The sequence below is a fragment of the Oscillospiraceae bacterium genome (assembly GCA_015065085.1).
Lineage (GTDB): Bacteria > Bacillota > Clostridia > Oscillospirales > SIG627 > SIG627.
On the sequence record SVQW01000001.1, the window covers coordinates 84,929 to 98,257 of the forward strand.

The window sequence follows — 13,329 nt, forward strand, 5'->3', positions numbered from 1 at the left end:
CCTATGGAGGTAAAAATGCGTATAACCAATGCTTCTTTAAGATACGAACGTGAAAAATTAAAATCACCCTTTGGCTTTAAAGGCGGTTTTCTGTCGGAGCTTTGGCAGGTGATTTCAAGGGTGGAATGCGGTGACGTCAGCGGCACCGGTGTAGCTGTGCAGAGTGTTTTGTGGTCGGACGGTGACATTTTCAGAATGATGAGCGAGGACGACGGAAATCTTTTGATGTATAACATCACTTCCCACGCCATACAGCTTATAAACAAAAAAGAAGGGGAGACCCCCATTGATATCATAGACGGCATTTATCCTCAGCTTCTGGAATATGCACGCAGTATTTCTCCAACGGGCGAAAAGCTGAGTGAGACCTTTGTGAGAAATGCACTTGTAAGCGTTGACAATGCTCTTTGGCAGCTTTACGGAAGATTAAACGGCACTCAGGATATTATGGAGCTTATCCCGGAAAAATATCTTTCGCCTCTCACCCAAAAGCATGAAACACTGTGTAATATTCCGCTTATTTCCTACGGCGTAAAAAAGGAAGAAATAAAATCACTGCTTGAAAACGGCACGGTGCTTCTCAAAATTAAAATAGGCTTTGATGACGGCGGAAAAATGACTAAATCTCAGATGCTGGAGTGGGATAAAGCACGTATTCTTGAAATACATGAAATTGCGGACAGCTTCGAAACGCCTTATACAGAGTCCGGTAAAATTCTGTATTATCTGGATGCCAACGGCGGCTACGACTCCAAGGAGCGCCTTTGTGCACTTCTTGACTTTGCCCGCGAAAACGGTATGATTGACAGAATTGTTCTTCTGGAGGAGCCGTTCAGTACACATGATAATACCGATGTTTCGGACATTGATATCCGCATAGCTGCAGACGAGTCGGTCCATAGCCTTGAAGATGTAAAAAAGCGTATCGGGTTGGGCTACGGTGCCATTACTCTTAAAGCTGTTGCCAAAACACTGTCCGAAACTCTCAAAATTTTGGAGTGCGCGTACAGACATAATGTGCCGTGCTTCTGCGCAGACCTGACAACCAATCCCATGCTGCTGGAATTCAATAAAAATATAGCTGCACGTATTGATGCTATTCCGGGTATGAAAATAGGTATACTTGAATCCAACGGTATGCAGAACTATGTTAACTGGGATGCACTTACAAGCTATCATTCTATGTACGGTTCGGATTTTGTCTCCTGCAAAAACGGACTTTATAATCTGAACGATGAATTTTATCGTACCTCAGGCGGTATTTTTGCCGTTTCCGAGTACTACGAAAGAGGATAACATGGATGACAGAATAATAGACATGCACGCACATCTTTGGATGTGGAATCCCGGCATTTGCAGAGAGAGAATACTCCGCACCATTGAATGCTACGGTGTTTCGCAAGTGTATGTGTCCACACTGGAAAGTCATTTTCCCACCCCGGAAACCGTTGAGAAAATGAATTTTGAAACCCATAGCTTTATGAAGGATTATCCACAGTACATAAAGGGCTATGTCTATATAAGCCCTGAGCATGAAAACGCTATGTATGTCCTGCAAAAAGGAATTGAACAGCAGGGAATGACCGGCGTTAAAATATGGGTTTCCGAAAGATGTGACGAGCCTTGTGTTTTTCCTTTGGCGGAAAAAATTATGGAATACAATGTTCCGCTTCTTATACACGCTTTTAAAAAATCCACCAATCAGCAAGCACCGAAAGAAAGTACATCGGTGAATATAAGAAACCTTGCACTCAGATACCCAAAGCTCAAAATCATCATGGCGCATATTGACGGAAACTGCTACTACGGTGTACCCAATATCCGCGACCTGGAAAATGTATATGTTGATATAAGCGGTACGGGTTCGCGTGCAGGGGATGTGGAATATACCGTGAAACAGCTGGGAGGGGATAGAGTACTGTTCGGTACCGACCTCTCGGAAAGCTCCTTTGCCCTGCCTTACGGTAAGGTGCTGGGAGCACGTGTTACGCAGGAAACAAAGGAAAAAATTTTTTACCGCAATACATTGAAGCTTTTTGATAAAAGCTTTGTGCCGGGGGAAAACAATGACTGATTATAACTGCTTTGTGGGCGAGTGGCCATTTCATAAATTAAGTGAATATACTTTTGAGCACTTAAAAACGGTTCATTCCGAGTATGGAATTACCGACGGATATGTTTCTTCCGTAAAGTCCGTATTTTATAACGATGTTTACGATTCGGAAAAAGAACTTTACGAAACACTGCAAGGTACGCAGTACAAGCAAGTGACTGTGGCAAACCCAACCTTGCCGGGGAGCCTACTCACTCTTGAAAGATGTATAAATGAATTCGATATAAAAGGCATACGCCTTATTCCCGGATATCACGGATATAATATAAACTCCGACATAGCGGATAAGGCTGCGGATATTGCCGAAAAATACGGGCTTATCCTGTTTATCACCGACAGAATGATGGATGAACGTATAACGCATATGATACTCCCTCCTCTGATTGAGCATAATGACATCGTGGCATTTGTCAAAAGACATCTTGAGCTTCGTGTGGTTCTTAACTGCTTTAAGCTGGGTGAAGCTGTTGCTATTGAAAAAGAGCTTAAGGAATACCCGAATGTACTCTTTGAAAGCTGTGGATTCGGAGTCAATGCACTTGCGGGCAGGGAGGAGGCGGACCCTCTTTTTGAAAGAACGGTTTTTGGCTCAGGCTTTCCGATTATTTGTACAGCTTCAAGCGCAATTTACTTCAATAAGGAAATCAAAAAGCTGTAATACCAAAACTCCCCCGAGTTTTTTAAGCTCGGGGGAGTTTACACATATTCTTATTTCTTTTCCGCAATGTCTATTGCCTGCTTTGTATACTGTGCATTGAGTGCAGTCTGGTCGATGTATTTGTCAAACATTCCCACCAGAACACCATCGCCTTTCTTCATAGAGGAAAATGCCTCTATAAACGCATTTTTAACTTGCTCCTGTGTAGAGCATCTGCGTCCGGCACCCAGAATTTTGAGTGCAAATGTGGGAGCTGAAAGCTTGCGTATAACCTCATACATTTTTGGAATATCACTTTCTTCAAAGCGCTCGCCATCAGGATTTACGTCGTGTGAACGGTCGGGTTGAGAAAGATTGTAAAGCGATGCCATATAGTAGTCAGGCTTGAGCCCTTTTTCTTCGGCATATGCCAATACCTCGGGAAAATGGGCACAAATGCCGCAGGGCACATTTTTTTGTCTGATTTTGTCAAGCAGTCCGCCAAGCTTGTCAAGATTGCCTGACATGTAAAGATCGTCCGCCAATTCACCATGTATGCATACGGCGGATGGCTCGTATTTCATCATTTCATCCAATTCTTCATCAAAGGTAATAAGGCTTTTTCCTGACTGTGCAAGCCACAGAAGCTTACCGCCCTGCTGACGGTAACGCCATAAAAGACCCATTACGGGCATACTGCCTCTTGATTGCATGGCATTTATTCCTGCTTCCTCGCATCGTTTGAGCATTGCAAATGCCCGTTCTTCGGTAAAGTATTCTTTCATGTCTGCGTCTGTTGCGGCATCGAGGTGGGATTTTGCGGTAAATGGATTGCTTCCGACGATAAGCCTTGTTATTTCAAGGTCACGTATTTTCATTGTAGGTAACATTTCTTTATCTCCTTGTTGTAATTGTGCGGCTATTGCTTGCATTCAACGAGCTTTCCGCCACGAAAATGCCATTTTACGCCATTGTCTGTTGTAAAATGCAGTGTAACAGTATCGTAGTCGGGAATTGTTTTTTGCGTTGGTGAATCGGTGGTGATATAGTATTTCAAAAGACCGCTTGCGGAAAAACGTATCTTGTCAACCACGCCTTCGATACCTTCTATGTGAATTCCGTTCACATTGTGTATATTGTCGCCGTAGCGTGTCGCACCGCTTTCCGGCTTTAAGCCCCAGCCTATGCACTGCCCTTCATAAAATTTGGGGTACATCTCGGAGGTTTCCGAAAGCTTGTACTGTCCCTTGGCAAGCACCGAAAACGGATGCCCCGAATTGTGGTTTTCCACCGCATAGTCACTGGAAACAGCAGGTGAAATATAGCTTGTTCCGTTAACGGTACAATTGTCAAAATCTATAATAATTCTGCAGGGAGACGGTTCGGGTATATACATTCCTGCATTTGCCATGCTTTGTGGAGCATATTCGGCAGATCCGTTTGTTCTGAAGGCTTCCATGTATATCTTTTTACGGTTGGCATCTGTATATTCTGTATATCCCGGGAAATCGCACAATGACACGGCACACCGTATTGAATTATGTACATGACCGCAAAAACAGCCTATGACATTGTTTGAGGTTTTTTTCGAATAGTCATATGTTGCACCGTTGTATATTACGGTACTTTTGGTCTGAAAAGCGCTCAGAAGCTTTACGATTTCACGAGGAGTTTTCATATGGTTGGAGCGTGTATCTGCATCAGTGTTTCTAAGTGAATCGTCAATTCTGTCCCAGCGGCGTTCCATTCTGTCGTCCCAAGAATTCCCGCTTACTGTGCGTGGCGGAAAAAGGGGGATATGAGTCAGAATTGCTATGTCCCAGTCCTCCTCAAGCTCAGACATCCTTTTTGCAAGGTGTGAAATCTGAACGGATGGCACGGTATAGCTGTGAAAACTTTTGGCGGTTTCAAGACCTATAAAAAGGATTTTTTTGTCATTGTCAGCGTATTCCTGTACCCCGATCCACTCTTTTTCATAAGGTACGGTTATTTCCGCATCTGTTTTTTCAACGTACATACCCGATTCGTGCATCATCTGCGCAACGTCATGGTTGCCTAAAAGGGTCATTTTTGAGGCTTTTGTGTGCTGTATGGGCTCATACATATTAACACCTGAGTTTGTGTTGTCGCCCAAATCAAAATCAGCCTCAAGACATCCCGTGATATATCCGTGTGTATCTGCGATGACAGTATATTCCGCTGTTCCGGATTTATTTTTGTAATTCGACATAAATTTACCTCGTGACAAAATACTTGTGTTACAAATTCCGTGTTCATTTTATCATAAATTATATTAAAAAGCAATAGCTGAGGTATTGAATTTTGCTTTTATTTATGCTATACTCAGTGAAAGATTTAATTGTAAAGGGGATTTCTTATGGCAAAATATGCTAAAGTAAGTACAATAAGTATTAACGCCTGCGACATAAAAGAAAAGTCGCCCGAAATCGATGCAGTGGATTTTGTCATTGCGCATCTGGAAAAAAATATAAATCCGGTGCTTTGTGAAAAGCCCGACCTTATAGTTCTTCCGGAGGTGTGCGACCGCCCTGCGGGTTACGGCGTAAACGAACGCAAAGAGTACTATAAGAGCCGTGGAACAAGGGTTCTTGATTATCTTTGCAAAAAGGCAAAGGAGAATAATTGCTATATTGCGTATCCCTGTGTTGCGGAAATCAGCGGAGTAATGCGCAACTGCTGTCAGATGATAGACCGAAGCGGCAATGTTATGGGAGTGTACGAAAAGAATTACCCCATGATAGGCGAAACGCTTGATTATGATATAATGTGCGGCAGAGATGCGGCTGTTTTTGAATGTGACTTTGGAAGGGTCTCCGCGATTATCTGCTTTGACTTGAATTTTGATGACCTGCGCTTTAGAATAAAAGCACTTAAGCCCGATATGGTGCTTTTCATGAGTAATTTTCACGGTGCTTTTCTGCAGAATTATTTTGCCTTTGATACCAGAAGTTATCTTGTCAGCGCTATAGGCTACGGAAATCTTAACGGCGGTATAATTTCGCCCGTAGGGGAAAGAATTGCTGAGTCCACTCTTTATTATAATCATGTAACAAGAACTCTTAATCTTGACTACGCAGTAGTCCATCTTGATTATAATCTTGTTTCCCTTTCCATGATGAAGGATAAGTATGGCGGAAAGGTAACAATACACGATCCCTATACGGATATGGGCGCGGTGCTTGTTACCAATGAGTGCGATGACAGAACTGTTCATGATATTCTACGCGAATTTAACATTCATGAGCTGGACGAATATCTTAAAAGATCAATCAATCACAGAAATAAATATACTGTTTAGTAAACTGAAAAAGAGGCTGTTTATGTACACCGATAACCCCGGTATTTCCATAGTGTATGCCGCACGCTACCGCGGTCTGAATGTTCATGAGGCGCACACGCATAATGAAATTTTTCAGCTTTATATACTTAACAATGACCGCCTGGAGCTGTTTGACGGCGAAAATGCCGTGACTCCAGACAGCGAAAATGAGATAATTATCATAAAGCCTTCCGAAAAGCATAGCCTCAGATTGTCATATCGTGCAAACAACAGGGACTGGTTTGACGGCGATATAAACTGTGCCTTTGACTGCAAGTTTTTTGTGACAGACCCTGCTCTTTACGAAACGCTTATGGCTTTGCCGCGTACGGTGAAGGTAAAGAATATGCCGTTTTTCCGCCATCTTGCGGATATAACACTTAATGCTCTCAATAAAGGAGATACCACTGTTGCGCGTTCGACATTGCACGTACTGATTTATGAGCTTGCGTTGGAGTCGATTGGAGTGCAGGATGCCGGTGAACCGCTGTTCTATACCAATAATTCGGATTTCCATGCCGATATTTCGGGAATAAAGGACATAAAAAACTACATCGACGCCAACTATACCCAGCGAATAGAACTGAATGAGCTTGTTCGTATTTCTCGCATGAACCGTTCAACGCTTTGCCGTGAGTTCCGCCGTGTGTATGACACTTCTCCCATTCACTATATATTACAAAAACGAGTAGATGAGGCAAAAATATACCTTGCCGAAAGCAGTATGAAAATAAATGAGCTTTCAGAAAAACTCGGTTTTTCATCCCCGTCATATTTTAACAGAGTGTTTAAAAACTATGTCGGTCAGAATCCCGGTGAGTACCGCAGTAACAATCAAAGTCTGAGTGTAAGACCGTGATACAAATGTGCAAGTATTGCTGACAAATGTGAATTGAATTTTATCTTATGTTGTTGTAGAATGTTCATGTAAATAATTACGGAATATTCATCTTGGACAGACGGGGAATATTCCCCGTCTGTTTTTGATAAAGGAGAATTTATATGAAAGACAGCAAAAAAGCCGTTATAGGTATAATCGGGTGCGGCCACATCGCCAAGGACGTTCACCTCGAAAATGCTTTTACCAACCCAAGAATACGAGTAAAATGGTGCTCCGACCTTATGCAGGAGAATCTTGATTACGTAAAGGAGCATTATGTGGGTGAAAAATTCACTCAGAATTATATGGATGTTCTGGAGGATGAAGAGGTAGACGGCGTTCTCATTCTAACATGTCATGATGTGCGTGAAAGAATAATACGCGATGCCGCCGAGCACGGAAAACACATTTTTGTAGAAAAGCCCATGAGCACAACAGTCAAAGAATCGTATGATATAATGCGTATTATTCAGCAGAATAATGTTAAACTGGTTGTAGGCTTTAACCGAAGATGCGCTCCTATTGTGAAGGATGCGAAGGCACTTCTTGACAGCCAGGATACCGCCGAAGAAACTCCGTGGAGATACAAGCGTTACGGAGATGTGACAAAGCTCCGCGAGGAAGAAGCAACCATGATGCTTATCCGCATTAATGACGACAGCGCTTCCTTTAAATCATACGCTTTTGACGAATTTGTCGGTCAGGGCACAATAATAGGTGAGTTTTGCCACTTTTTTGATCTTGCGTGCTATATGATAGGCAAGGAACCCATAAAAATATATGCAGAGGGCTGGTCACGAGTCAATGCTTCCGTAACAGTGCTGTTTGAAGATCTTTCTGTATGTACCATATTTGATGCGTCCTGCGGAAGCTTTGATCACCCCAAGGAGCTAATCGAGGTATATAAGGGCGGAATGTCTTTACAGCTCGACCACTATCTCCAGCTTCGCGTCGGCGGAAGGACAGATATAAACAAGAAAAACTATCCCTTCAAGATTGATCCGTATCCCGAAATAACAGAGGGTGAGGGATCTAACCTGTATATAAACAAAGTGCGTGAAAGAAATAAAAATGTTGGTAAATCCACCGACTTTGGTTTCCCTACGGTGGATAAGGGACATTATAATCTGCTTGACGGCTTTGTGGACTGCATTCTTCTGGATGCTCCCTCTCCCTGTGATGCCGTGGCGGGAAGCCGTGCAACACTTATGTGTCTCAAGGCACGCGAGTCGGTAAGACTCGGTCTTCCCGTGAAAATAAGCATAGATGAATACGATTTTGTAATTTCACGATGAAGGGCTTTAAGATATATAAGGACACAAGTGGTGTGATCCCCGAAAAATATCCGCTTATGCCGAACAATGGTGAAAAATGTGAAACAATAAACACTTTTTTGAGTGCGTTTTATAATGAAAAAGAAATTGTATTTACCTTTGAATGCTGTCACAGCGTGCCGCTTTTTATGCCGTATTCAAGATATAACGACCCGGTGTGGCGCGGTGAGGCGACCGAGGTGTTTATTTCGCCTGGTGCCGATAATGTGGATTATTTTGAATTTGACTCTGCTCCTAACGGTGCGAGCTACAATGCCGGAATACACAATCTCGGATACCCGCAAGTTTATGTCCTACCATTGGACAACTGCCCTGTGCGTTATATAACCAATATAAGTGACGGATACTATACAACCGAGGTGCATATACCGTTTTCGTTTATAACTGAACACTTTACTTGTCCGGGTGATATTCCGTGGCTGTTTAATGCATACAGAATAAACAGAGATAAAAACGGCAATGGCACACTGTATGCATTTTCACCCACTTACACGGCAAGCTTTCATACACCATCACATTTTGCATGTCTGGAATTCATGTAACGGAGGAAAAGATAATGTCTTCGCACAACAAAACTGCAGTAGAACTTCTCAAAAAGGACAGAATACGTATCGGAGCATACGGACCGCTTAAAACCTATAACGAAATACAGGAAACAGATATACAAAAGCTTGCCGAAGCGGGTATAGATTTTGCAATCATACGTGCCGGCGAGTTGGCAGAGAATAAAAAGTACGATGTTTTCAAATGGCTTGCCGATAACGGTATTGAGGCTGCGGTAAGTGATAAAAATCTGCAGAAGTTTTATGAAAGAGCTTCGTTGCTTGACCTTGACAAGGCGGACCAAATGTGGTTCAAGGATGAACCGTCATACACCTACTGCTTCTATGTAGACGAACCCGGTATTGAACATTTTGAGGTGCTCGGCAAGGAAATTGAAAAATTCAATAAAATGTTCCCTGATAAAAAAGCGTATGTGAACCTTCTGCCAATGTATGCAAATTCCGCACAGCTTTCGGGCGGTGCCTGGAAAGCGCCCATTGAGTATTACGAACAGCCCTCGGCAGATTACCGCCAATACCTTGAGGAATACATAAAACATGTTCCCACCGATTTTATCAGTGCAGATATATACCCTTGTAAAAGAGGCATTGATCCTGATAATCCCGATATGTTCCCTGCAGAATATACAAAACCAACCTATGCCGATTATGTAAAGAATATTGAACTTCTCGCTGATGCCTGTCGTCGAAGCGGCAGGGAGATGTGGACCTGTATACAGACTTGCAGCTGGCATTACAGCGTGCGCGAACCGGATGAGGCGGATCTTCGTTGGCAGGCGTATACAATGCTTTCGTTCGGTGCAAAGGCTATGATGTATTACACCTTTGCTGACCGCACCATGCACACAGGTGCCCTTATCAACGTCCGCGGCGACAGAACAAAGCTGTTCTTCGCTTCCAAGAGAATGTGCGAGGGACTTCATAAGCTTTCAGATATTTATGTTCAGTACAAAAATATCGGAGCGTTTAATTTGAATTCTACACCGGAAACTACTCCTTATCTTGAAATGTATCAGCCCTATACGGGTTTTGATACCATTTCTGAGATATGCTGCGATACACCTCTTTTGGTGGGATGCTTTGAGAAGAAGGACGGCAACGGCACGGCATTTACACTTGTAAATATGCAGGATTTCAATATGCCTAAGTCCTGTACCGTCAGATTCAGGGCAAACGGTATTATAACAATGTACTATGACGGTGAGCCGAAACAGCTTGAAGCGGTCAACAGTGAATACACGGTAACTCTTTCCCAGGGCGACGGTGTGTTCATTACGGCAGAATGACAAAACCCTTTCTTTCATAAATGTAAAGGAGAGAATAAAATGCCACAACTCAAAGCAGGCTTTGCGAAAGCCGATATAACAACCGATAAGGGAATTGTTAATGACAGACTTTATGCCAAGGTGCTTGTGCTGGATAACGGAACAAATCGGGTTGCCTTTATTTCCATGGATTGCATTTGTCTGGGCGGCGGAATAGGGGATTTTTCGGACGAAATATTTCCGAATATAAAAGCTCTTTCAGAAAAATCCGGTATAGATTTTGTCATTTGCGGAACTACCCACACTCATACTCCATACGCAATGACGCTTGAAGAAAAAGAGGTTATATCCCGTATCGGAAACGCCGTAAAAGAGGCGCTTGGAAACATGCAGCGCGTCAGAATCGGGTACAGCTCAGGACATGAAAATAGCTTCATTATAAACCGCACACTGACTTTAAAGGACGGTTCGGCAAGTACGATTCGTCAGGCGCATCCCTGCCCGCGTGATGAGGATATTGCACGGGTGGAATTTGCAGATGACACGGTAAATGTTATAAAAATAGAATGTACTGACGGCACTCCGATTTGTGTTATGTTTACCTTCGGATGCCATCCGCTGTTGGGGTATTCAAATAACGGAGTTACGGCTAACTTTCCCGGAATCGCCGAACGCATTGTAAAGGAATATACCGGTGCCGAAGCTATGATGTTCCAGTCTTGCGGAGGGGATGTTACTGAGGATGAGTATAAAAATTACGACATACCAAAAAGCTGTGAAAAATCAGGCACTGCATTGGGACTTGCGGTTGTCAGAGTGCTTAAAGAAATAGAAACTGACAATAAAAATGTCTCGCTTGCTTCGATAACGGCGGATTTCCCTCTCAGACAGGATTTTGATGCCGTGAAAAAGAAAATTGTCTGCGAACGCGACAGACTTTGCGGAACACTCGGTGGATGTCCTCTTAACTTCAAAGCATTTCTTCCATTGTATATGAAATATCTGATAAGCCCCGATTATCCTCTTGCCGATGCTTATGTGTATATTAAGGAAAAGAAATTCGGCACAAATCATTTTTGCGAACAGGATGAAATCAACCGTAAGAACATAGAAAAGTATCTTGAAAATCTCAAAACCATGGAGAAGCTTTCCAAGCTTGCAACAACTCTTGAAACGCTGGAATGGCACGAGATACATAATAAATCCTACGGCGCGTCAAGCCTTAGTGTCAACATCACAGGTGTGAGAATAGGTGATATGTTGATGGTAACTGCACCTGTTGAACCTCTTACAGCCATAGGCGAAAATATAAAGAGCTTTTCACCATTTGATAAAACTGCTGTCATTGGTTACGCCAACGGATATATGCACTACGGAGCACCTGCCGATATTTATAACAACGGCGGATATGAAACCATAGAATGTATGCTTGCACCCGAGTGGCAAGGTGTATACGAAAACGGCGTGAAAAAAATAATTAAAGAACTTAAATAGTCAAATACCCGTTTCCGATAGGGGACGGGTATTACAGTGTGCAGATAAAATCCATACATCAGGTGCGGTCATAGGGTCTGCACCTGTTTTTTGTATTATTACTATATTTTTTGTGCGTTTTCTCTTGCAATTTGTGCTTTTTTGTGCTAAAATACAAGTGGATTTTTACATTTTATGAAACGAGGTAATAACAATGGCAGCATTTACTAAACTCAGAGTTATTCCCATGCCAAAGGAAGTTTGCGGTGTGGATAATGACGGCAATTTTGCTATTGCAAAAATTCAACCCAAAATATACACAGATAACGAAAAGTTCAAGAAATACGCCGAAACTTTTGCAGAATACGCGGGCAGAATTCACGGCGCGGATTTTGAAATCGCGTGCGGCGGCATTGAGATTTATACCGACCTCGGTCTGGCTAAGGGCGAATACCGCATCGATTGCAACGAAAATAACGTTAAGATATACGCATGCGAGGATAACGGTGTAACCAACGCACTCTCCACCGTTTTACAGCTTATGTGCGTTGACGGCGAATGCATTGATATTCCGCTTGTTAAAATTTCGGATAAGCCGGACTGCGAGTTCCGTTCCCTCATGGTTGACCTTGCCCGTCAATGGCATCCTTTTGAAACCCTTTTTGAATATATCGACCTTTGCTATCTCTATAAAGTGAAGTATTTACACCTGCATTTTATCGATACCCAGAGCTACACTCTTCCCAGTGATATTTTCCCCGGTGTTTCCACCGAAGACCGTCACTATACCAAGGCGCAGATTGCCGAGCTTAACGAATATGCTCACGCACGTAATATCGAGCTTATTCCCGAAATTGAGGTTCCCGGTCATGCGGCGGCAATGGTTAACGCATACCCCGAGCTGTTCGCCAACACTTTGGAGGAGAAAAAAGGCGATGAAGCAGACCCGACTGCGTTTAAAACCAATTTCAAGAATAACATTATTTGCGTCGGCAAACCCGGTATAATGGACAATCTCAAAAAGTTGGTTGAAGAAATAATTGAAATGTTCCCATACTCAAAGTACCTGCATATAGGCGGCGACGAGGCTGAAATCAACGAGTGGAACTACTGCACCGACTGTAAGAAATATATGGCTGAGCACGGTATTTCCACAGTCAGAGAACTTTACACCCACTTCACCAAGCTTATGACGGATATGGTGCTGGGGCTGGGCAGAACCCCTATCGTTTGGGAGGGCTTCCCAAAAGAGGGAAATGAGGCTATATCCAGAGATGTCCTTGTAATCGCATGGGAATCCTACTATCACCTTGCTCCTGATCTTGTTGAAGAGGGCTTTAATATTGTAAACGCTTCATGGGTTCCTATGTATATCGTCCCCAACCGTCGCTGGACTCCCGAGGAGATAATGGCATGGAATGTTTACAACTGGCAACACTGGTGGCCGAAGTCGGAGGCTCGCCTCAATCCTATACATCTTCAGCCCACCAAGCAGGTCAAGGGCGGACTTCTGTGTGCATGGGAATGTACATACGAACAGGATATTCAGCCCGTAAGAGAAAACCTTGCAGCACTCGCAGAGCGTACCTGGAATATCAGACGCTATGCGGATAACGAACAGTTCAGAGAAAAACTGGAATACGTTCTCGAAATGGCAAAAACTCTTGCAGTGAAATAAGCATTATCAAAGTAATAACGCCCTCTTACGCAAAAAACAAGAGGGC

General features: G+C 43.2%; 12 protein-coding genes. 10 read left to right on the forward strand and 2 right to left on the reverse strand.

Annotated elements, in window-relative coordinates:
* Nucleotides 1-3: 3 nt before the first annotated feature.
* Genes E7588_00410 through E7588_00420 form a run of 3 tightly spaced genes read left to right on the forward strand, consistent with a single transcriptional unit; the run spans nucleotide 4 to nucleotide 2,771 of the window.
* A complete protein-coding gene (locus tag E7588_00410; protein ID MBE6687723.1) occupies nucleotides 4-1,296 on the forward strand; it encodes an L-alanine-DL-glutamate epimerase in 1,293 nt (430 codons plus the stop codon).
* Nucleotides 1,235-2,074, forward strand: coding sequence for a hypothetical protein (locus E7588_00415; GenBank protein ID MBE6687724.1), 840 nt, complete (start codon nucleotides 1,235-1,237; stop codon nucleotides 2,072-2,074). Before E7588_00410 ends, E7588_00415 begins: the two co-directional genes overlap by 62 nt.
* On the forward strand, nucleotides 2,067-2,771 hold the full coding sequence (locus E7588_00420) for a hypothetical protein (protein ID MBE6687725.1): 705 nt from the start codon (nucleotides 2,067-2,069) through the stop codon (nucleotides 2,769-2,771). Before E7588_00415 ends, E7588_00420 begins: the two co-directional genes overlap by 8 nt.
* Before the next feature lie 50 nt (nucleotides 2,772-2,821).
* Here E7588_00420 and E7588_00425 read toward each other — a convergent pair whose 3' ends face one another.
* Nucleotides 2,822-3,640, reverse strand: a complete 819-nt coding sequence (locus E7588_00425; protein ID MBE6687726.1) for a hypothetical protein — start codon at nucleotides 3,638-3,640, stop codon at nucleotides 2,822-2,824.
* A 29-nt stretch (nucleotides 3,641-3,669) separates the two neighbouring features.
* Nucleotides 3,670-4,980, reverse strand: coding sequence for a hypothetical protein (locus E7588_00430; GenBank protein ID MBE6687727.1), 1,311 nt, complete (start codon nucleotides 4,978-4,980; stop codon nucleotides 3,670-3,672).
* 147 nt (nucleotides 4,981-5,127) lie between these two features.
* Here E7588_00430 and E7588_00435 point away from each other — a divergent pair, with 147 nt between their 5' ends.
* From E7588_00435 to E7588_00465, 7 genes are all read left to right on the forward strand, one after another.
* Nucleotides 5,128-6,069 carry a carbon-nitrogen hydrolase family protein gene (locus tag E7588_00435; GenBank protein ID MBE6687728.1) on the forward strand — a complete coding sequence of 314 codons (942 nt, stop codon included), beginning with the start codon at nucleotides 5,128-5,130 and terminating at the stop codon, nucleotides 6,067-6,069.
* Nucleotides 5,960-6,949, forward strand: a complete 990-nt coding sequence (locus tag E7588_00440; GenBank protein ID MBE6687729.1) for a helix-turn-helix domain-containing protein — start codon at nucleotides 5,960-5,962, stop codon at nucleotides 6,947-6,949. Before E7588_00435 ends, E7588_00440 begins: the two co-directional genes overlap by 110 nt.
* A gap of 143 nt (nucleotides 6,950-7,092) precedes the next feature.
* Entirely contained in the window at nucleotides 7,093-8,265 is a 1,173-nt protein-coding gene (locus E7588_00445; protein ID MBE6687730.1) for a Gfo/Idh/MocA family oxidoreductase, read from the forward strand.
* 32 nt (nucleotides 8,266-8,297) lie between these two features.
* Nucleotides 8,298-8,846 (forward strand): hypothetical protein, encoded by a 549-nt coding sequence (locus tag E7588_00450; GenBank protein MBE6687731.1) that lies wholly within the window; start codon nucleotides 8,298-8,300, stop codon nucleotides 8,844-8,846.
* A 14-nt stretch (nucleotides 8,847-8,860) separates the two neighbouring features.
* Nucleotides 8,861-10,153, forward strand: coding sequence for a hypothetical protein (locus E7588_00455; protein ID MBE6687732.1), 1,293 nt, complete (start codon nucleotides 8,861-8,863; stop codon nucleotides 10,151-10,153).
* 39 nt (nucleotides 10,154-10,192) lie between these two features.
* A complete protein-coding gene (locus tag E7588_00460) occupies nucleotides 10,193-11,626 on the forward strand; it encodes a hypothetical protein (protein ID MBE6687733.1) in 1,434 nt (477 codons plus the stop codon).
* Between the two features lie 193 nt (nucleotides 11,627-11,819).
* Nucleotides 11,820-13,283 carry a hypothetical protein gene (locus tag E7588_00465; protein ID MBE6687734.1) on the forward strand — a complete coding sequence of 488 codons (1,464 nt, stop codon included), beginning with the start codon at nucleotides 11,820-11,822 and terminating at the stop codon, nucleotides 13,281-13,283.
* Nucleotides 13,284-13,329 lie beyond the last annotated feature (46 nt).